General features: G+C 68.3%; 20 protein-coding genes and 3 tRNA genes. 10 read left to right on the plus strand and 13 right to left on the minus strand.

Features of this window, described 5'->3' with window-relative positions:
• Window positions 1-33: 33 nt before the first annotated feature.
• Window positions 34-110: transfer RNA gene (locus tag ACN6M5_RS13655), tRNA-Ile, on the plus strand.
• A 43-nt stretch (window positions 111-153) separates the two neighbouring features.
• Window positions 154-226 (plus strand) — tRNA-Ala (locus ACN6M5_RS13660).
• A gap of 29 nt (window positions 227-255) precedes the next feature.
• Here the strand turns inward: ACN6M5_RS13660 and ACN6M5_RS13665 are convergent.
• Window positions 256-720 carry an Lrp/AsnC family transcriptional regulator gene (locus tag ACN6M5_RS13665; RefSeq protein ID WP_085367455.1) on the minus strand — a complete coding sequence of 155 codons (465 nt, stop codon included), beginning with the start codon at window positions 718-720 and terminating at the stop codon, window positions 256-258.
• Between the two features lie 93 nt (window positions 721-813).
• Between ACN6M5_RS13665 and ACN6M5_RS13670 the strand changes: the two genes are divergently transcribed.
• Window positions 814-1254 carry a rhodanese-like domain-containing protein gene (locus ACN6M5_RS13670; protein WP_434950617.1) on the plus strand — a complete coding sequence of 147 codons (441 nt, stop codon included), beginning with the start codon at window positions 814-816 and terminating at the stop codon, window positions 1252-1254.
• Between the two features lie 3 nt (window positions 1255-1257).
• Here the strand turns inward: ACN6M5_RS13670 and ACN6M5_RS13675 are convergent, their stop codons facing one another.
• A complete protein-coding gene (locus ACN6M5_RS13675) occupies window positions 1258-2121 on the minus strand; it encodes an Fpg/Nei family DNA glycosylase (protein WP_085367457.1) in 864 nt (287 codons plus the stop codon).
• 47 nt (window positions 2122-2168) lie between these two features.
• On the opposite strand from ACN6M5_RS13675, the gene ACN6M5_RS13680 reads away from it, so the two are divergent.
• Window positions 2169-2585: an NUDIX hydrolase gene (locus ACN6M5_RS13680; RefSeq protein WP_434950620.1), complete on the plus strand. Its 417-nt coding sequence runs from the start codon at window positions 2169-2171 to the stop codon at window positions 2583-2585.
• Here ACN6M5_RS13680 and ACN6M5_RS13685 read toward each other — a convergent pair.
• Window positions 2582-2779 (minus strand): PspC domain-containing protein, encoded by a 198-nt coding sequence (locus ACN6M5_RS13685; RefSeq protein ID WP_434950622.1) that lies wholly within the window; start codon window positions 2777-2779, stop codon window positions 2582-2584. The two genes, ACN6M5_RS13680 and ACN6M5_RS13685, sit on opposite strands and share 4 nt — an antisense overlap.
• A 141-nt stretch (window positions 2780-2920) precedes the next feature.
• Entirely contained in the window at window positions 2921-3466 is a 546-nt protein-coding gene (locus ACN6M5_RS13690; RefSeq protein ID WP_168688238.1) for a hypothetical protein, read from the minus strand.
• 101 nt (window positions 3467-3567) lie between these two features.
• On the opposite strand from ACN6M5_RS13690, the gene ACN6M5_RS13695 reads away from it, so the two are divergent.
• Complete coding sequence (locus ACN6M5_RS13695; RefSeq protein ID WP_085367460.1) at window positions 3568-4107, plus strand: peptidylprolyl isomerase; 540 nt, start codon at window positions 3568-3570, stop codon at window positions 4105-4107.
• 23 nt (window positions 4108-4130) lie between these two features.
• Window positions 4131-4967, plus strand: a complete 837-nt coding sequence (locus ACN6M5_RS13700; protein ID WP_434950625.1) for a rhomboid family intramembrane serine protease — start codon at window positions 4131-4133, stop codon at window positions 4965-4967.
• A gap of 225 nt (window positions 4968-5192) precedes the next feature.
• On the opposite strand, the gene ACN6M5_RS13705 is transcribed toward ACN6M5_RS13700, so the two are convergent.
• On the minus strand, window positions 5193-5435 hold the full coding sequence (locus ACN6M5_RS13705; protein WP_055897136.1) for a cell division protein CrgA: 243 nt from the start codon (window positions 5433-5435) through the stop codon (window positions 5193-5195).
• Window positions 5436-5556: 121 nt separating this feature from the next.
• Here ACN6M5_RS13705 and ACN6M5_RS13710 point away from each other — a divergent pair, with 121 nt between their 5' ends.
• Genes ACN6M5_RS13710 through ACN6M5_RS13720 form a run of 3 tightly spaced genes read left to right on the plus strand, consistent with a single transcriptional unit; the run spans window position 5557 to window position 7162 of the window.
• A complete protein-coding gene (locus ACN6M5_RS13710; protein ID WP_434950627.1) occupies window positions 5557-6363 on the plus strand; it encodes a class E sortase in 807 nt (268 codons plus the stop codon).
• A 5-nt stretch (window positions 6364-6368) separates the two neighbouring features.
• Window positions 6369-6527: a DUF4175 domain-containing protein gene (locus ACN6M5_RS13715; protein ID WP_143465528.1), complete on the plus strand. Its 159-nt coding sequence runs from the start codon at window positions 6369-6371 to the stop codon at window positions 6525-6527.
• Window positions 6524-7162 carry an anthranilate synthase component II gene (locus ACN6M5_RS13720; protein ID WP_434950629.1) on the plus strand — a complete coding sequence of 213 codons (639 nt, stop codon included), beginning with the start codon at window positions 6524-6526 and terminating at the stop codon, window positions 7160-7162. Before ACN6M5_RS13715 ends, ACN6M5_RS13720 begins: the two co-directional genes overlap by 4 nt.
• A gap of 23 nt (window positions 7163-7185) precedes the next feature.
• On the opposite strand, the gene pknB is transcribed toward ACN6M5_RS13720, so the two are convergent.
• From pknB to ACN6M5_RS13755, 7 genes are all read right to left on the minus strand, one after another.
• Entirely contained in the window at window positions 7186-8877 is a 1692-nt protein-coding gene (pknB, locus tag ACN6M5_RS13725) for a Stk1 family PASTA domain-containing Ser/Thr kinase (RefSeq protein ID WP_281727826.1), read from the minus strand.
• Between the two features lie 79 nt (window positions 8878-8956).
• Window positions 8957-10702, minus strand: coding sequence for a serine/threonine-protein kinase (locus ACN6M5_RS13730; protein WP_085367465.1), 1746 nt, complete (start codon window positions 10700-10702; stop codon window positions 8957-8959).
• A complete protein-coding gene (locus tag ACN6M5_RS13735) occupies window positions 10699-12153 on the minus strand; it encodes a peptidoglycan D,D-transpeptidase FtsI family protein (protein WP_434950632.1) in 1455 nt (484 codons plus the stop codon). The genes ACN6M5_RS13730 and ACN6M5_RS13735 overlap by 4 nt, the downstream gene beginning before the upstream one ends.
• Window positions 12154-13551, minus strand: a complete 1398-nt coding sequence (locus tag ACN6M5_RS13740; RefSeq protein WP_085367467.1) for an FtsW/RodA/SpoVE family cell cycle protein — start codon at window positions 13549-13551, stop codon at window positions 12154-12156. It abuts the gene before it with no gap.
• The gene (locus ACN6M5_RS13745) at window positions 13535-14785 is read right to left on the minus strand and encodes a PP2C family protein-serine/threonine phosphatase (RefSeq protein ID WP_085367468.1); all 1251 of its coding nucleotides are present in this window, start codon (window positions 14783-14785) and stop codon (window positions 13535-13537) included. The genes ACN6M5_RS13740 and ACN6M5_RS13745 overlap by 17 nt, the downstream gene beginning before the upstream one ends.
• A gap of 2 nt (window positions 14786-14787) precedes the next feature.
• Window positions 14788-15375 (minus strand): FHA domain-containing protein FhaB/FipA, encoded by a 588-nt coding sequence (locus tag ACN6M5_RS13750; RefSeq protein ID WP_085367469.1) that lies wholly within the window; start codon window positions 15373-15375, stop codon window positions 14788-14790.
• Complete coding sequence (locus tag ACN6M5_RS13755) at window positions 15372-16118, minus strand: FHA domain-containing protein (protein WP_168688246.1); 747 nt, start codon at window positions 16116-16118, stop codon at window positions 15372-15374. Before ACN6M5_RS13755 ends, ACN6M5_RS13750 begins: the two co-directional genes overlap by 4 nt.
• Window positions 16119-16234: 116 nt before the next feature.
• On the opposite strand from ACN6M5_RS13755, the gene ACN6M5_RS13760 reads away from it, so the two are divergent.
• Window positions 16235-16318, plus strand: a tRNA-Leu gene (locus ACN6M5_RS13760).
• Here the strand turns inward: ACN6M5_RS13760 and ACN6M5_RS13765 are convergent.
• A complete protein-coding gene (locus ACN6M5_RS13765) occupies window positions 16300-18756 on the minus strand; it encodes an FUSC family protein (protein WP_434950635.1) in 2457 nt (818 codons plus the stop codon). The two genes, ACN6M5_RS13760 and ACN6M5_RS13765, sit on opposite strands and share 19 nt — an antisense overlap.
• Between the last annotated feature and the right edge of the window lie 42 nt (window positions 18757-18798).

An 18798-nucleotide genomic window follows, 5' to 3' on the forward strand; every position in this document is an offset into this window, starting at 1 on the left:
GGGCAGATCAGGTAGTCTCTAATCTGCCCAATCGGGGATATAGCTCAGGCGGTTAGAGCGCTTCGCTGATAACGAAGAGGTCCGAGGTTCAAGTCCTCGTATCCCCACCACTGTGATTCGGAAGACGATGTTCTTCCGGAATCGCAGCCCCTCGGGGCCTTAGCTCAGTTGGTAGAGCGCCTGCTTTGCAAGCAGGATGTCAGGAGTTCGAATCTCCTAGGCTCCACAGTTTTTCCCCTGCTTCTCCTCCCGCGTTCATCCCGCCGGCGGCACGATCGGCCGCGTCGGGAACGGGCTCGAATACGAGACGCTCGTCGTCACGCTGCCGAGGGTTCCGATCTTTCCGCTCACTTGTTCGAGGTGCCGCATCGAGGTGGCCACCACCTTCAGGATGAAGCAGTCGTCTCCGGTGACGTGGTGCGCCTCCACGACCTCCGGCGTGTCCGCGAGCAGGTCGTGCAGCGGCGTGTACACGCTGCTCGGGTAGCGCAGACGCAGGAACGCGAGGATGCCGTAGCCGAGGCGTTCCGGGTCGATCAGCGCCCGGTAGCCGCCGATCACTCCGGCCTCCTCCAGGCGGCGGACCCGTTCGGCCACCGCGGAGTTCGACATGTGTACCCGCCGCGCCAGCTCGGCGATGGACTGGCGGCCGTCGCGCTGCAACTCGGCGAGCAGGGCGTCGTCGACCGAATCGGTCACGTATGGGGGATTCGCGGTCATGCGCCGATTCTGCCATCAGATCCCCGGCGGTGAGCGCCGAATGCCGGTGATCGTCTCTTCAAACCGGCCACGCGCATCCCTAATCTGTTGCTCATGACCGTTTCAGCCGCAGATGCCGCCCGCCACTTCGCCGCGAAGCTCGACTTCGAGACCGACCCGTCCGACGTGAAGGCTGCACGGGATGCGGGGGAGCGGTTCGTGCTCGTCGACTCCCGAGGGCACGCTGCGTGGTCGCAGGCGCGCATCCCGGGCGCTGTGCACCTGCCGACGGCGGACATCCGGGAGCGGGCGGCAGCGCTCATCCCGGAGGGCACTCCGGTGGTCGTGTACTGCTGGGGTCCGGGATGCAACGGCTCCACCCGAGCCGCGCTCGCGCTCAGCCTGCTCGGCTACCCGGTGAAGGAGATGATCGGCGGGTTCGAGTACTGGGCACGCGAAGGGCTCGGCATCGAGAACGACCTCGGCCCCGTGGAGCGGCCCACCGACGAGCTGACGGCCCCCCTGGCGGTGGATGCGATCAGCTGCGACTGCTGACCGTCACTTGAGCAGCCGGGACAGCACGCGGTCGGCCAGCGGCTTGCCCCCGGTCTGGCAGGTGGGGCAGTACTGCAGCGTGGAGTCGGCGAAGATCACCTGGCGCACCGTGTCGCCGCAGACCGGACAGGGCTGACCCGTGCGGCCGTGCACCTGCATCCCGAGCTTCTTCTCGCCCTTGAGCTCGGAGGCGGCGAGGCCGTCGGCGCGGGCGAGCGCATCCCGGAGCGTGCTCTGCATGGCGGCGTAGAGGCGGGAGACCTCCTCCGGAGACATCGAGGCCGGCTTGAACGGCGACATGCGTGCCGTGTGCAGGATCTCGTCCGAGTACGCATTGCCGATTCCCGCGATGATCGACTGGCTGCGCAGCACGCCCTTGATCTGGGCGCGGCCGGCGCCGGCCAGGATGCCGGCGAAGACCTCCTCCGTGAACTCCGGCGCCAGGGGGTCGGGGCCGAGATTGGCCACGCCGGGCACATCGGCCGGATCGTGGACGACGGAGATCGACAGGCTCTTCTTGGTGCCGGCCTCCGTGATGTCGAGCCCGGTGCCGTCGTCGAGGACGAGACGCGCGGCCAGCGGGCCCTTCCCGGGGCGACCGGTGGGCGGTGGAGGCGGCGCATCCCGCCAGCGGACCCAGCCCGCCCTGGCCAGGTGCATCACGATGTGCAGGTCGCCGGCCGAGATGTCCAGGAACTTGCCGTGCCTCGTCACGCCGCCGATGGTGAGACCGCTGACCGCGGAGACCGGCGGATCGAACGTCTTGAGTGCCGCGAACGCGACGATGCGCAGCGAGTCGATGACACGGCCGCGGAGGCGCGCGTCGAGGTCGGCTGCGAGGGCCGTGACTTCGGGGAGTTCAGGCACGCATCCAGTCTGCCGCGTGCGGCCGACAAGCGCAGTAGGGTAACGGAATGGATATCAGGGTCGCTGCCTACGGGGTCATCGTCGACGACGGCAAGATCCTGCTTGCGCACTGGAACGAGGGTGGTCGCTCCGGCTGGACGCTGCCCGGCGGCGGCATCGACCCCGGCGAAGACCCGGTGGATGCGGTGGTCCGCGAGATCGCGGAGGAGACGGGCTACGAGGCGGTCGCCGGCGAGCTGCTCGGCATCGACTCGCACATCGTGCCCGCCGAAGCGCGGTTCGTGGCCGACGCCGGACCGCTGCACGCGCTCAGGATCGTCTACCGCGCATCCGTGGTGGGTGGCACGCTCGCGAACGAGCTGGACGGCACAACGGACGAGGCGCGCTGGTTCCCGCTGCACAGCATCCCGTCGCGGAGGGTCGAACTCGTCAACGTGGCGCTCGGGATGGCCGGGCTGGCCTAAGCCTGGCGGGGCTTGAGCTCCGACGGGATGATGATCCACATCGCGAGGTACGCGATGAACTGCGGGCCGGGGAGCAGGCAGGAGAGCAGGAACAGCACGCGCACCGTGGTGGGGTTCCACCCGAAGCGCTGAGCGAGTCCTGCGCAGACCCCGCCGAGCACGCGGCCGGAGGTTGGACGGTAGAGAGTGTTCATGCCTCGATTCTGGCCGTGCGCCGACGGACCCGGTATCGGGGAATCCCCCCAATCGACCCTGAGGAAAGCACCAGGTCGCGGACGCGCGACGGCACGCGAAAGGGGTGGCGCCCTCCGGCACCACCCCTCTCGTCGTCGCTGCTACTCGGCTGCGGGAGCCGTGGGCTCTTCGTCGGCGACCCAGAGCTCGTCGTCTGCGCGGAAGGTCTGCCACACGGCGTAGAGCAGTCCGACGGCGGCGATGGCGCCGAGGACGACCGCGATGACCGTGCCCGCACCCGGGCCGGACGAGTCGTTGGTGGCGGCCTTGACCTTCTTCGACACGTCTTTGCCCGCCTTCTTCACGTCGCCGATGAAGGCGCGTGCGCGTGCATCCCGAGCGTGGTCGACCACGGACATCGCCGTGCCGACGACGGTTCCCACAGCGGGGATCACGTCGGTGACCAGGCGCTCGCGTGCCACGCCGGCGACACGGCCGGCGGTCTGCGTGGCCGGGCGCACGTAGTGCTCGTACCCGTCGCGCACTCGCGGAGCGATCTCCTCGCGTGTGTAGTAAGCAGCCTGCTTGCGGGCCTCTGCGGCAACCGCGTTGGCATTCGCCAGCACGTCCTGCTGCTGACCCCAAAGCTCCTCGGCGCTACTGCGCAGTCGCTTGAGTTCCTTCTTCCGCTTCCGTGTCAGGTTCATCTGGACCTCCATTGCGTCGTGTAGCGAACTCACTCCATCTTGCCACCTAAAGGCCTGTGGATGGCCCGAGAGCCGAGAAGCCCTGTGCAAGAATTGGTGCCATGTCTAAGCACACCGCTGTCGCCACTCTCCACACTAACTACGGGGACATCAAGGTCAACCTCTTCGGCAACCACGCACCGAAGACGGTCAGGAACTTCGTCGGCCTGGCGACCGGTGAAATCGAGTGGACGCACCCGGGCACGGGCGTGAAGAGCACCGACCCGCTGTACGACGGTGTCGTCTTCCACCGCATCATCCCCGGCTTCATGATCCAGGGCGGCGACCCGCTCGGCCAGGGCATCGGCGGACCGGGCTACCAGTTCGACGACGAGATCAACCCCGAGCTCGACTTCACGCAGCCGTACATCCTCGCCATGGCCAACGCCGGCATCCAGGGCGGCCACGGCACCAACGGCTCGCAGTTCTTCATCACCGTCGCACCCACCACGTGGCTGCAGGGCAAGCACTCCATCTTCGGCGCCGTCGAAGACGAGGCGTCCCGCAAGGTCGTCGACAAGCTCGCCGAGCTGCCGACGGATGCACGCGACCGGCCGCTCGACGACGTCGTCATCGAGTCGGTCACCGTCGAGCAGGTCTAGCAGCGGCGGGGGCGGGTCGAACGATGTCTCAGCCCGTCGACGCGAGGGCGACTTTTTGCTATCGGCACCCCGACCGGCAGAGCTATGTGCTCTGCCAGCGGTGCGGTCGCACGATCTGCCCCGAATGCCAGACGCCCGCCGCTGTCGGCGTGATCTGCCCGGAGTGCATGGCCCAGCAGCGGGCTGAGGCTCCGCGCACCAAGCCGGCCTGGGTCACCAGGATGACCGGCAGCGGCGCGCCCGTCGTCACGTACGCGATCATCGCGCTCTGCGTGGTCGTGTTCATCCTGCAGCAGCTTCCGGTGCTCGGTTCGACGGTCACGGGTGCCCTGCAGTACGCGGGCGTCTACTCGACGCCGATCGCGTTCGAGCCGTGGCGGATGCTCACCACGGTGTTCACGCACGGCAGCATCCTGCACATCGCGCTCAACATGTACACGCTGTGGATCTTCGGCATGATGCTGGAGCCGCTGCTCGGCCGAGCCAGGTTTGCCGCACTGTTCCTCATCAGCGGCTTCGCCGGCTCGGTGGGTGTGCTGCTGATCGCCAATCCGCTGCAGCCGGTGGTCGGCGCATCCGGTGCCATCTTCGGGATGCTCGGAGCGTTCTTCATCATCCAGCGGCGCCTCGGCGGCAACGCGACCCAGTTGCTGGTGCTGGTCGGCATCAACCTGGTGATCGGGTTCATCCCGCAGTTCGGGATCGCGTGGCAGGCGCACATCGGTGGCCTCATCGGCGGCGCGCTGGTCGGGCTGATCTACGTCGAGACGCGCAGCATCGCGCGCCGTCGCTGGCAGCTGCCGCTCCTGATCGTGCTGTGCGTGCTGCTCGTCGCGCTGAGCCTGATCCGATTCCTGTAATTCCTCCCCAACGCGTGGATAAGTTATCCACAGGCTTATTAACAATGGGGATAATTACACCCGTGTAACTCTCCACAGGCTTATTAACGCTGGGGAGAACCACACCAGTGTGATTGTCCTCACTGTGGAGGACACCTGTGAATAACTCGGTCGTCATGGCCGCCGGGGCATGAAAAAACCCGGGACCGGCTGCTGCCGATCCCGGGTGGAGAATATGCCGAAGGCTCAGCGCCAGCGGGTGGTCATGAGGAAGCCGATGAAGGCGATGCCGAAGCCGACGAGGATGTTCCACGCGCCGAGAGCCGGGATGGGATACATGTTCTGGCTCACGTAGAAGACGATGATCCACACCAGCCCGAGAAGCATGAAGCCGAACATCACCGGCTTGAACCAGACAGGGTTGGGGGCGTCCTCGCCCGACTGGGCGACAGTGCGCTCGGGCTTGGTCTTCGACTTGGTGCGTGCCATAGCTCCATAGTGTAGCGGGAGAGGCTGTGGGACTCCGCTGTCAGCTTCCCCACGCTTTCAGGGGACTTTCCGAGGGATGCGCGGTGCCATTACACAGGCGGAGTCTCCTAGAATCACACATATGACCGACCCGAACCTCCCGCAGGACGCCACTGCGTCCCCCGGACGGGTCCGGCGACGTCGACGCCCGCGTCAACGCGTCACCTTCTTCGGCGTGCTGGGCGAGCTGCTCATCACGGCCGGCGTGCTCGTGCTCCTCTTCCTCGGCTGGCAGATCTGGTGGAACAGCCTCGTGCTGGCCGGCCAGCAGACCGGCGCAGCGCAGGCGCAGAGCCAGCGCTGGCTGGATGAGGCGGCGAAGTCCCCCACCCCGACGCCGACACCGACGGACACCGCGCAGCCTCCCGCACCCCCCGTGCAGGCCGAGCCCGCGGACTACGAGCCGTTCGCCGTCATCTACATCCCGCGGCTCGGTGCGGACTGGAAGCGCACCATCCGGGAGACCGTCGACACCGAGCGGGTGCTCAACAGCTACGACGCCGGCGTCGGTCACTACAAGGGAACGGCCATGCCCGGCCAGGTCGGCAACTTCGCGGTCGCCGGGCACGACAGTGGATGGGGCAACACCTTCATCGACCTGTCCAAGCTGCACATCGGCGACCGCATCTACGTGCAGACCAAAGACGGCTGGTACACGTACACGTTCCGCAACTTCGAGTACGTGCAGCCGAGCGCCGTCGAGGTGATCCTGCCCGTGCCGCGGCAACCGGATGCGACGCCGATCGACCGCCTGATGACGATCACCACCTGCAACCCGCCGTTCCACGCGGGAGAGCGGCTGATCGCCTACACCGTGTTCCAGGACTACGCACCGACGCAGCAGGTGCCCAGCGAGATCGCGGCCGCCGTTGCGGCCAACGGAGGGTGACGACGATGTACGGCGCACTGTGGCGCATCCTGCCTGGACCGGTGTGGGTGCGCATCCTGATTCTGATCGTGCTGTTCGTGGCGGTGCTCGCTGCGCTCGTCACCTGGGTGTTCCCTTGGGTTGATTCGCTCTTGGGCCCCCAGGAAGGTACCGTGGGGCCGTGACCCGCGTACTCGTCATCGACAACTACGACAGCTTCGTCTACACGCTGAACGGCTACCTCCATGAGCTGGGGGCGCAGACCGAGGTGGTCCGCAACGACGACATCGCCGAAGCCGACCTGCCGGCACGCCTCGCCGAATACGACGCCGTGCTGGTGTCGCCGGGCCCTGGCAAGCCCGCGGACGCCGGGGTCTCCATCCCGATCGTGAAGCTCGCACTGCAGACCGGGATGCCGCTGCTCGGCGTCTGCCTCGGTCACCAGGCCATCGCCGAGGCGTTCGGCGGCGTCGTCACCAACGCCGAAGAGCTCATGCACGGCAAGACCTCCGAGGTCAACCACGACGACAGCCCGTTCTTCGACGGCGTCGGTCAGCCCTTCACCGCCACGAGGTACCACTCGCTCGCGGTCGTCGACGGCACGATGCCGGACGACCTGATCGTCACCGCGCGCACGCCCGGCGGCGTGATCATGGCGCTTCGGCACCGCGAGGCCCCGATCTACGGTGTGCAGTTCCACCCGGAGTCCGTGCTCACCGAGGGCGGCTACCGGATGCTCGGCAACTGGCTCGAGGTGGCGGGACTGCACGGCGCTGCCGACGCATCCCGGGCGCTGAACCCGCTCGTGAAGCTGGTCTAGACCCCTGGTCTAGCCGGGCTGACTTAGCCCGAGCAGTAGGTCAGGTCGACCGCTGAGCCCTGCGGCACGTCGCCCACCTGCGACTGGGTGTGCACCAGGGGCGCTCCCTTGTCTTGCGGGCAGGTCGCATCCGGTTTCGGGTTCACCGTGAGGCCGAGATCCGACAGGATGCCCGTCGCCGCCTGCAGAGACTGACCGGTGAGATCGGTGACCGTGACCTTGCCGCTCGACACCGTGAGCGCGATGGCGTCGCCCTCGTGCGCGTTGGCGTTGGGGGCAGGGTCGGTGGTGATGACGACGTTGGCCGGGACCGTCGACGAGTTCGTCGTGGTGACGGGGCCGACGGAGAGGCCGACAGCGGCGAGGGCCGCCTTGGCCGCATCCGTGGTCATGTTGTGCACGTCGGGCACGCTGACTGTCTTCTTGCCGGTCGAGACGTAGACGGTGATGGTGTCACCGGTGGCGACGACGATGCCTGCGCCAGGATCGGTGCGGATGACCTCGCCCTGCGGGTACGTCGAACTCGCCTCGGACGCCTGCGTCCACTTGAGCTTCATGTCCTGCAGCTGCGCGGTGGCCTTGTCGAGAGTCTGGCCGGACAGGTTCGGCACCTCGCGCGAGGTCTCCGGCATCGTGGTGCTCGGCGCGAGCCGCAGCACCCAGGCCAGCACGGCGACGATGACGACGGCCATGATCGCGACACCGGCCCAGATCCAGATGACAGGTGGGCGACGCTGTGTGCGGACCATCGTCTGGTCTTCCGCGAGCTGGCGGAACGCGGCCTCCGGGCCCGAGACGACGCTCGGCGGGGCGCCGAAGAGGGTCTCGCCCAGCGCATCCGGGGTCTTGTGGACGGGCACCTTGCCGGAGGCGGCCAATTCGAGGTCGTCGCGGAACTCGGTGACCGTCTGGTAGCGCTCGAAACGGTCCTTGGTGAGCGCGCGGGCGACGACGACGTCCATCGCCGGGGAGATCTTGTGGTTGATGGAGCTCGGCTTGACCGGCGCCTCGCTGACGTGCTGGTACGCGACGGCGACCGGGGTGTCCCCACGGAACGGCGGGCGGCCGGTGAGCATCTCGAAGAGGACGACGCCGGTGGAGTAGAGGTCGGTGCGCGCATCCACGGACTCGCCCTTGGCCTGCTCCGGAGAGAAGTAGCTGGCGGTGCCGAGGATGGCGGTGGTCTGCGCCACCGTGGCCGAGGAGTCGCTGATCGCGCGCGCGATCCCGAAGTCCATCACCTTGACCTGGCCGGACTTGGTGATCATGACGTTGCCCGGCTTGATGTCGCGGTGCACGACGCCGGCGCGGTGCGAGTACTCGAGCGCAGTGAGGATGCCCTCGGTGATGCGCACGGCCTCGGAGACCTCGAGCGGCCCCTTCTTGATCAGGTCTTTGAGGAGCACGCCGTCGACGTACTCCATGACGATGAAGGGCAGCTGCGCCTCGTGACCGTTCGGCTCGCGGACGGTCTCCTCGCCGGCGTCGAAGACGCGGACGATCGTGGGATGCGCCATGCGGGCCGCGGCCTGCGCCTCCTGGCGGAAACGCGTGCGGAACGCCGGGTCTGTCGCCAGAGACGGCTTGAGCAGCTTGATCGCGACCGTGCGGCCGAGGCGGGTGTCTTTGCCTCGGTGCACATCGGACATGCCGCCCCGCCCGATGAGTTCGCCCACCTGATATCGGCCTGCGAGCAGGCGGCTATCTGGGCTCAATGCGGACTCCTTCTGGGTGGTGGCTCCGGCTAGTGTAGCGGTCTCAGTCTGGGTATATCCCCGTGATGAAGACGCGCGATCAGCCGCCGTTCGTCCCCGTCCCTGTTCCTCCATTGTTGTTCCCCCCGGTGGATGCGCTGGCCTTGACCACGTACGGAACCGCGGGCGACTGCGCCGACTCGATCGACTCCCCACAGAAGATCGTGTACGAGAGCTGGTAGGTGCCGACGGCGTTCGGGGTCCACGTCGTGGACGTGGCGTTCACCGGTGTCTGCTGCGTGCCGTTGACGTAGAGCGCGCGGCCCTTGAGGTCCTGTCCGGCCGGGCAGGTGGCCGATCCGAAGGTGACCGTGACCTTGGGCATGTTGTTCGGGTCGAAGTTGTCGACCTCGCTCGGGTTGGCCGTGACCTCGTCCGTCGGCGTCGGGATCGGGGTCACCGGTCCGAACACCTTGACCGTGATCGTGGCGCCCTTCTGCACGGGTCCGGTGGGGTTCACGGAGTAAACCGTGTTCACCTGGGCCTGCGCGGTGGCGGCGTTGCCGGTCTGCACGTCGGCGACCATCCCGAGGCCCTGCAGCTTGGCGCGCGCGGCGTCGGCGGTCAGCCCGTCGAAGTCGGCCTCCGTGATCTGCACGGTGTTGCTCGTCGGGGTCGGGCTCGGCGTCGTCGGCTTGGGAGCCGGCGGCTGGCTCGTCGTGGTCTTGGTCTGGGTGGGCGCCGGCGTGTTCGGCTGTGCGACCAGGGCGATGATCGTTCCGATGAGCACGAGCGCCAGCAGCGCGATCAGCGCGATCAGCGGCCAGGTCCACGGGCTGCGCTTCTTCGTCGTGGTCGACGGCTCGGCTTCCTGCACCTCGGTCTGCATGGTCCTCGCGCCCGCGGACGGGAGCACGGTGGTCGCCTCGGTGGCGCCGGCGTTCGCCGACGGCATGAGCATCGTGGTCGCGCCGCCGAGAGCAGCACCGCCGAGGACGGCGGGCACGGAGGCGGCGGCCGCCTGGACGTCGCCGCGGCGGAGGGCCTGAGCTGCACGCGCCAGGTGCGCTGCCGATGCCGGACGGTCGGCCGGGTTCTTCGCGATGCACGCGAAGACCAGGTTGCGAACCGGCTCGGCGACGGTGGCGGGGAGCTCGGGCGGAGCCTCGTTGATCTGCGCCATCGCGATGGCGACCTGCGACTCGCCCGTGAATGGGCGGCGGCCGGCGAGGCACTCGTACGCGACGATGCCGAGTGAGTAGATGTCGGTGGTCGGAGACGCCGGGTGGCCGGACGCCTGCTCCGGCGAGAGGTACTGGACGGTTCCCATGACCTGGCCGGTGGCCGTCAGCGGAACCTGGTCGGCGATGCGCGCGATGCCGAAGTCGGTGATCTTGACGCGGCCGTCCGGCGTGATCAGCAGGTTGCCCGGCTTGATGTCGCGGTGGACGAGCCCGGCGGCGTGGGCGGCGTGCAGCGCGGCGGCGGTCTGCGCGACGATGTCGAGCGTCTTGTCCGTGCTGAGCACGTGTTCGCGCTCCAGGATGGTCGACAGCGCCTCGCCGGGGACGAGCTCCATCACCAGGAAGGCGCTGCCCTCCTCCTCGCCGTAGTCGAAGACGTTCGCGATGCCCTCGTGGTTCACCAGGGCGGCGTGGCGGGCCTCGGCACGGAAGCGCTCGAGGAAGCCCGGGTCACCCAGGTATTCGTCCTTGAGGATCTTGATGGCGACGGTGCGTCCGATGACGAGGTCTGTCGCTTGCCAGACCTCGCCCATTCCGCCGATCGCGATACGCGACTGCAGCTCGTAACGTCCCCCGAAGGTGAGCCCTGCTGTGGGTCTCATTTATTCAGCACCGCCTCTAGTACTTTCTTCGCGATCGGAGCGGCGATGGAGTTACCCGTGCCGTTCTGACCTTGTCCACCGCCATTTTCAACAACAACCGCCACAGCGAACTGAGGATCGTTCGCCGGCGCGAAACCTGTGAACCAGAGCGTGAACGGGTCGTTGTCCCCGTTCTGCGCCGTTCCGGTCTTACCGCCGACCTCGACCCCGTCTATTCTTGCATTGCTCGCCACGCCGTGATCGACGCCGTCGACCATCATCTGCTTGATCGTGTCGGCGTTCTGCTGGCTGAGCGCCTGGCTGAACTCTTTCGCCTGGAAGCTCTCGAGGGTCTGCAGGTCGGCCGAGCGGATCGAGTCGACCAGGTTCGGATACATCAGCTTGCCGCCGTTCGCGATCGCCGCAGACACCATCGCCATCTGCAGCGGAGTCGCCTTGTCGTTGTACTGACCGAACGAGCCGAGCGCGCGCTTCGCGTCGTCGACGTAGAGCGGGTACACGCTCTTCTCCACCGGGATCGGGATCTTCAGCGACTGGTTGAAGCCGAACTTCTCGGCCTGCGTGTGGATCGTCTGCGGGTCCAGCTGCATCCCGAGCTCGGCGAACGGGATGTTGCAGCTCAGGATCTGCGCGGTCGCGATCGAGACGGTGGCGCCGGGGCCGCAGGTGGAGAAGTTGTCGTTCTTGACGACGGTGGGCGATCCGGGCAGCGGCAGGGACGACAGGTTGGGCAGCTGGCTGTCCTTGGTGAACTTGCCCGACTCGAACGCCGACGCGCTCATCACGGGCTTGAAGGTGGAGCCCGGCGGGTTGAGGTCGCCGCCGATGGTGCGGTTCGTCAGGGGGCTGCCCTGCGCATCCAGGAGGGCCCGATAGTTGGCGTTGACCGTGTCGCCGTCGTGGCCGGCCAGGGTGTTCGGGTCGAAATCGGGCTTGGAGACCATCGCCAGGATGCGGCCGGTCTTCGGCTCCAGGAGCACCACGGCGCCCTGGTAGCTGCCGAGCGCGTCGTACGCCGCCTGCTGAGCGACGGGGTCGATGGTGGTCTCGACGGAGGCGCCCTGCGGGTTCTTGCCCGTGAGGATCGCGTTGACGCGGTCGAAGAACTGCGAGTTCGACGATCCGGAGAGCTTGTCGTCCAGGGCGCCCTCCAGGCCCGTCGGCTCTCCGTTGACCGGGAAGAAGCCCGTGACGGAGGAGTAGAGCGGGCCGTTGCTGTACACGCGCTGGAACTTGTACACGTCGTTCGACGGAACGGACTGCGCGACCGGTTGTCCGGCGACCAGGATGGCGCCGCGCTGCTGCGCGTAGCTGTCGTTGCGCGCCCGGCTGTTGCGCGCATCCGCCGTCAGGGCGTCCGCCTGGAACACGGCGAGGATCGACGTCGACACCAGCAGGGCGACGAACATCAGCAGCACGATCGTGCTGATCCGCTTGATCTCGCGATTCACTCAGCTCACCACCAGACGGGGTTGGTTGCGGACGGTGTCCGACAGCCGGAGCAGCAGAGCGACGATGATCCAGTTGGCGACGAGCGACGAACCGCCCGCCGCGAGGAACGGCGTGGTCAGACCGGTCAGCGGGATGACCCTGGTCACGCCGCCGATGACGATGAAGCATTGCAGTGCCACGGTGAACGCGAGGCCGACGGCCAACAGCTTGCCGAAGTCGTCCTGACCGGCGAACCCGATGCGCAGACCGCGCGCGACGAACAGCAGATACAGCGCGAAGATCGCGAACAGGCCGGCCAGGCCGAGCTCCTCGCCGATGCTCGCGATGATGTAGTCGCTCTGCGAGACCGGCGTCACCCACGGCTGACCCTGGCCGAGGCCGGTGCCGATGAGCCCGCCGTGCGCGAGCCCGAACAGGCCCTGCACCAGCTGGAAGCTGCCGCCGTCCGCGTCGTAGACCTTCTGCGCGAACGGGTTGAGCCAGTTCTCGAACCGGTCGTGCACGTAGACGAGCACCTGGCTGGCCACGACGGCGCCGCCCACGATCAGCAGCAGACCCAGGATGACCCAGCTGATCCTGGCCGTCGCGACGTACAGCATCACGAGGAACAGGCCGAAGATCAGGAGACCGGTGCCGAGGTCGCGCTGGAACACGATGACCGCCATCGACATCAGCCAGACGATCAGGATGGGGCCGAGGTCTCTGGCACGCGGGAACCGCATCCCGAGGAACTTCTTGCCGACCATCGAGAGCGAGTCGCGGTGCTGCACGAGGTAGCCGGCGAAGAAGATCGCGAGGCAGAGCTTGGCGATCTCGCCGGGCTGGAAGCTGAACGGGCCGATGCCGATCCAGACGCGAGCGCCGTAGATCTCCTTGCCGATGCCGGGGAGCATCGGCAGCAGGAGCAGGACGAGCGCCGCGAACCCGAAGATGTAGGTGTACCGCTGCAGGACGCGGTGGTTGCGGATGACGATGATGACCGCCAGTGCGCAGATGATCGCGATGGCGCTCCACACGATCTGGCGCACGCCGGCGCTGTTCCAGCCGGTGTCCTGGTAGTGGATGTCGATGCGGTAGATCTCGGCGATGCCGATGCCGTTGAGCACGGTGGCGATGGGCAGCAGGAACGGGTCGGCCTGGGGGGCGACGTAGCGGAGCGCGATGTGCATCCCGAACACCAGGACGGAGAGGCCGACGCCGAGGTAGAGCAGCGTGAGGTCCACGTGGCCGAGGGCGCCGAGCTGTACGAGAACGACGGCGACCGCGTTGATGGCGCAGGCGACGATGAGCAGCGCCAGCTCCAGGTTGCGGAGCTTGGCGGGCAGGCGCAGTCGTTTGACCCTGCCGGTGGCCGGCGCGGGCTGGTCGAGCGTCGCAGCGTTACTGTTTGACGGCATCGGACAGTTGATTCACGATCGCTTTGGCCGACTCGAGGCTGTCGGCGTTGATGGTCTGCTCCACGAGCTGCTTGTCGTACGCGGGGAGCTCGTCGACGTTCACGCTCGACTCCTCGTAGACGTGCGAGAGGGAGATCGGGCCCAGATTCTGCTGGACCCCCTGGAAGATGGCCACGTTTCCGGATGGTGCCGCACCGACGAAGTACCTGGACTGCGTCCACTGGTAGCCGAATAGGGCGGCGAGGGCGATGGCGAGCACGAGGACGATCACGCCGACGAGCCACGTGACGCGGCGACGGCGGACCCGGCGCTGATCCTCCTCGATCAGCTCGTCCAGATAGTCCTCGGACTGCGGCTCGAAGTGCGTCGGTCCGGTGGCCGGACGGATGGGGTGCAACCGCAGCGACGGCAGGCGCGTGGTGCGGGTGGTCGGCTTGGCCTCGGTGTCGAAGGACAGCGGGGAGGCGGCGGAGCCGACCGTGACCGGGTCTTTCATGGTCTCGCCGCGGGCCGTGTCCGCGATGTCGAGGATGACGACCGTGACGTTGTCCGGGGCTCCGGCGTCGAGGCTCTGACGCACGAGCTTCTCGGCGACCTGCTTCGGCGCATCCCTCGACGACAGGGCCGCGACCATGTCGTCGTGCTTGACCACGCCGCTCAGGCCGTCCGAACAGATCAGCCAGCGGTCTCCCGGCCGGGTGTCCAGGATCCAGGTGTCGATCTCGGGGGACGCGTCCACGTCGCCGAGCACGCGCATCAGCACGGACCGGCGAGGGTGGACCATCGCTTCCTCCTCGGTGATGCGGCCGCTGTCGACGAGCCGCTGCACGAAGGTGTGGTCGATGGAGACCTGCTTGAGCTCTCCATCGCGGAACAGGTAGATGCGGGAGTCGCCGATGTGGGCGAGCGCGAGCTGGTCGCCGACCCGCACGATGGCGCTCACGGTCGTGCCCATGCCGGTGAGCTCCGGATGCTCGAACACGGTCTCGGCGAGCAGCGAGTTGGCGGCGATCAGCGCGGACTGCAGAGCGAACTCGGCCTCGGTGGCCGTCGCGTACTCCTTGTCGGCCTCGCGGATGCGGTTGACGGCGATGGCGGAGGCGACGTCGCCGCCCGCGTGGCCGCCCATCCCGTCTGCGACGACGAACAGGTCATGCCCGGCATAGCCGGAGTCCTGATTGTTGGAGCGGATCTTCCCGACGTGAGAGACGGCCGCTGCCCGATTCGCCGCCACGTCTACCGTCGCAGCTCGAACGTCGTCGTGCCGATCTTGATCGGGGTGTCGAGCGGGATCTGGGTGGGGACGGTGACCCGGCGGCCGTCGAGGAAGGTGCCGTTCGTGGAGTCGAGGTCCTGGACCATCCACTCGTCGTTCCAGAGGAGCAGACGGGCGTGGTGGGTGGAGGTGTAGTCGTCGCGGATGACCAGCCCGGACTCGCTCGACCGGCCGATGGTGATCGGGTCGCGGCCGAGGGCCAGCTCGGTGCCCTGGCGCGGGCCGGAGGTGATGACCAGGCGGCCGGCGGACTGCGTGGTCGCCTTCGGGCGGCCGGTGGCGGTGTTCGCGCCGGACGGGAGGCTGGAGACGGGAGGGGCCTGCATGGGGCGGCCGGCTGCCGCTGCGCCCGCTGCCGCACCCGCCGGTGCCGCGCCGCCGGGGGCCGCGACGAACGGAGATGCGGCTTGCTGCGCATCCGGAAGTTTGCGGACCCGCTGCCCGAACAGGTCGGTGCGCAGCGCGTAGACGATGCCGAACACGAACAGCCACAGCAGCAGGAGGAAGCCGAACCGCAGCACGAGCAGCGTCAGCTCACTGGGGTTCACGATTCGCTCCAGAAATTCCCGATGTCGTTGCGCCGCGTCACGTCGTCGGCGAAGCCCTGACCGGCGGACGGGGCTGGCGCCGCCTGCGGCAGCACCCGGAACACAATACGGGTACGACCGATGGTGATGACGGATTCCGGCTCGAGAATCGCCTTCCGCACCGGCTGGCCGTTCAACTGGGAGCCGTTCGTGGAGCCGAGATCCTGCACCTGGGCGCGCTGCCCATCCCAGATGATCTGCACGTGCTTGCGGGAGATGCCGGTGTCGTCGACGGTGATGTCCGCGTCGCTTCCGCGCCCGATGACAGTGGTGGACCGGGTGAGCGGGTACCGCTTGCCGCCGATGTCGAGCACGGGCGTCCACGCGACGGCGCCCTTCACGTTCTCCGAGTCGACCTGCAGCATGCCCTCGGTGATGGAGGAGTCCTCGACGAGGTCGATGGAGATGCCGCCCGCGAACTGGTAGTGCTGGGTGGTCGCGTGCTGCTGCACGAACGAGACGAGCTCATCGGTGAGCGCCGCCCCCATCCCGCGCATCCGCTTGTAGTCGGCGGGCGACATGCGCAGGGCGAACCGGTTGGGAGCCAGGATGCGGTCCCGCGTGACGACGGCGGCCTTGGTGTCCAGCTCCCGCCTCAGCGCGCTGGTGAGCTCGACCGGTTGCAGCCCCGACCGAAAGGTCTTGGCGAACGCGCCATTGACAGCACGTTCGAGACCCCTCTCGAAGTTGTCCAGAATGCCCACAGGTCTCCCGCTCCCGGCTCGTCGACTATGAGCATGTTAGTCGGAACGGGTGAGAAGGCACCGAAGGGGCCCTGATTCGAAATGGATGCGGAGGTCGTGTTAGTCTCTCCTAGTTCGCGCGAGTGGCGGAATTGGCAGACGCGCTGGCTTCAGGTGCCAGTGCTCGAAAGGGCGTGGGGGTTCAAGTCCCCCCTCGCGCACGGACGTAACGTACGAGGGCCGATCTGATGGAAATCAGGTCGGCCCTTCGTCGTTCCCGGGGGGTGTGCGCTGGGGCGTGTCGCGGGCCGTGGCCTCGGAGAAGGTGATGAGTGCCTGGAGGCGGCGGACCACATCGAGGTAGTCGGCTGTCCAGATGAGGCGGACGGTGGTGGCTGCGCTTGGGGGTGGTGGCGGGGGCATCGGCGGCACCCGCATTGAGGTCGGGCGTGATCGCCTCGGCGAGGCTGCGCTCGGCGGCGGGGTCGCGGTGGAGGGGGAGTGGTGGCGTGGAGTGGGTGACGAGGGCTGTGCCGAGTTGGTCATACCAGGTGGTGAGGCGGGTTGCCAGGTGCTGGAGGGGGTGGCGGGCTGCCGTGACGTCGGCGGGGACGGGGAGTTGGCCCTGCCAGACGTCGACGATCGAGTCGGCGGCGAGGCGGACGCCGGCCACGCCCGTGACCAGGGCGGTCACCTGGGCGAGGGGGAGGTGTTTGGTGCCGCGCTCGGCCAGGTAGGTTCGGAACGTGTCGTCGAGGCGGCGGGAGGAGGCTGCGGCTCTCGTCGATTGCGGGGTGGGGCGGGGGAGGGCGTCTGCCGACTGGGCGCAGCGGCCGAGGCCGTATGCGACGGCGGCGGAGAGGTAGCGGAGGCCGTCGGCGTATGCCTCGGCGAGGGCCTGGCGGAGGGCGGCGGATGCTCCCCTGGGCCAGAAGAGCACGCCGACCAGGAGGCTGACGCCGCAGCCGATGGCGATGTCCTCGATGCGGAGCAGGCCGACGGTCCAGCCTGTTGGCGCGATGATGTTGAAGAGCAGCACGAGGGTGATCGTGAACGCGGCCTGGCCAGCGGCGAACGAGATGGCGGCGGGGGCGATTCCGGCGAAGAGGACCGCGATGGGGAGGAGCACCCACAGGGCTACCGTATTCGTGCCGATCGCCAGGAGAAGGATCGCTCCGGCCACGACGCCGAGCGAGGTGCCGAGCACGCCGCGGAGGGCGGTCTGGCCGGTGCTGAGCGCGTTGGAGCGGAGTACGGAGAGGGTGCCGAGCACCACCCAGAACGAGTGCTGCACGCCCGTGAGGTCCGCCAGCAGCACCGCGAGCGCGAGGGCGGCTGCACCCCGGATGCTGTTCCTCAGCCAGACGGAATGCCAGGTGAAGTAGCCGCTCGCACGCTCCTCGGCGGCCGCTAGCGGGCCGGGCACGTCGCCGGGCTGCTTGCCGAGGACGCGCTGCCACCAGGTGCGGCGCTCCGCCCGGGCGGTGAGTGCGATGTTCCGGGCGGCCTGGTCGACGGCGTGGCTGAGCTCCTGGGCGCGGAAGCCGGGGTCGAGCGCGGAGACGAGCGGGCTAGGGGTGGAAGTCGTGAGGGATGCGCCACCCGGGATGGATGCGCCGCCCGGCAGCGCGGGCATCGACATGGCGGCCGCGTACACGGCGGCGCGGGCCTGCCGGAGGTCCGCCAGGGCGGACTCGAGGGGGGCGGGGTCTCCGCCGGATGTCAGCAGCAGCCGGCCTCCCGCATCCAGTGCTGCTGCCGCGGCGAGCTTCGACTGCAGGGCCGTCTCGCGGAGCGGGGAGGCCGGGGTGGAACCGAGGGGAGGGGACAACGCCGACTGGGAGATCTGGATGTTGAGCCAGGTGAGCTCGTCGACCAGGCGCACGATGGTTCGGGCGGACGTGCTGAGGCCGGTGGGGCGGTAGGGCGACGCGAGGAAGACGGTCTGCAGGGCGTCGACCGCGGTGTCTGCGGCTGTGACGGCCGTGGTGCGTGCCGAGGACAGGGCCGGGTCGCCGTCGCCGTGCAGATAGGCGACGTCGGCGCGGAGGCGGGCGGCCAGCGCGCGGCACGCCGCGGCGGCCGGGGCTCGGAGGGGTTCCCTGGTTGGCGCCGGCCAGAGGACCGCGATGGCCACCAGGCCGACGACCGCCGCCAAACCCCAGCCGAGGAGGCGCGGTGGGATGTCGGCGACCGTCCCTGGAAGAGTGACGGGCAGGATGAAGGCCAGCAGCAGGGAGGTGCTCGCCGATGCGAGCACCGAGCTGACCGTCCCGGCGAACAGCACCGCGAACGCCACCACCGCCATCGCGGCGACGGCCAGCCAGATCGGGGAGGACGCGAGGGTTCCCAGGCAGACGAACACAGCGCCGGTGATCGCGAGGCCGAGCTGAGCCTGGAGGCGTTCGCGCATCGGGCCGGCGAAATCCACCAGCATCAGCATGGCGAACGAGCCGAAGGCGGCGAAGGTGCCCACCTGGGCGTCGCCGAGCACGACGCTGCTGAAGGCGAACAGCACCGGCATGACGATCGCCGTGCGGGTGGCGCGGCGGAGGGCTGCCTGGCCGGGGTCGTGGCGCGTGTACCAGGCCGATAGGCGCGCGAGGGTCCGCGACGGTGTGGCGTCGGTGGCCCGCGGCGGGGAAGACCCAGCGTGCATGGCGGCAGTGTATCCCCCGCGCTGGGCAGCGCGACCGGAGCA

It is taken from the genome of Leifsonia araucanica (assembly GCF_051161895.1).
GTDB lineage: Bacteria > Actinomycetota > Actinomycetes > Actinomycetales > Microbacteriaceae > Leifsonia.

Excerpts from the sequence above, each read along its gene's own strand:
- ACN6M5_RS13740 (WP_085367467.1), bottom strand. The coding sequence starts at position 13,551 with ATGCCGTCAAACAGTAACGCTGCGACGCTCGACCAGCCCGCGCCGGCC.
- ACN6M5_RS13685 (WP_434950622.1), bottom strand. The coding sequence starts at position 2,779 with ATGAACACTCTCTACCGTCCAACCTCCGGCCGCGTGCTCGGCGGGGTC.
- ACN6M5_RS13695 (WP_085367460.1), top strand. The coding sequence starts at position 3,568 with ATGTCTAAGCACACCGCTGTCGCCACTCTCCACACTAACTACGGGGAC.
- ACN6M5_RS13690 (WP_168688238.1), bottom strand. The coding sequence starts at position 3,466 with ATGAACCTGACACGGAAGCGGAAGAAGGAACTCAAGCGACTGCGCAGT.
- ACN6M5_RS13765 (WP_434950635.1), bottom strand. The coding sequence starts at position 18,756 with ATGCACGCTGGGTCTTCCCCGCCGCGGGCCACCGACGCCACACCGTCG.
- ACN6M5_RS13705 (WP_055897136.1), bottom strand. The coding sequence starts at position 5,435 with ATGGCACGCACCAAGTCGAAGACCAAGCCCGAGCGCACTGTCGCCCAG.
- ACN6M5_RS13680 (WP_434950620.1), top strand. The coding sequence starts at position 2,169 with ATGGATATCAGGGTCGCTGCCTACGGGGTCATCGTCGACGACGGCAAG.
- ACN6M5_RS13700 (WP_434950625.1), top strand. The coding sequence starts at position 4,131 with ATGTCTCAGCCCGTCGACGCGAGGGCGACTTTTTGCTATCGGCACCCC.
- ACN6M5_RS13670 (WP_434950617.1), top strand. The coding sequence starts at position 814 with ATGACCGTTTCAGCCGCAGATGCCGCCCGCCACTTCGCCGCGAAGCTC.
- ACN6M5_RS13710 (WP_434950627.1), top strand. The coding sequence starts at position 5,557 with ATGACCGACCCGAACCTCCCGCAGGACGCCACTGCGTCCCCCGGACGG.
- ACN6M5_RS13730 (WP_085367465.1), bottom strand. The coding sequence starts at position 10,702 with ATGAGACCCACAGCAGGGCTCACCTTCGGGGGACGTTACGAGCTGCAG.
- ACN6M5_RS13715 (WP_143465528.1), top strand. The coding sequence starts at position 6,369 with ATGTACGGCGCACTGTGGCGCATCCTGCCTGGACCGGTGTGGGTGCGC.
- ACN6M5_RS13665 (WP_085367455.1), bottom strand. The coding sequence starts at position 720 with ATGACCGCGAATCCCCCATACGTGACCGATTCGGTCGACGACGCCCTG.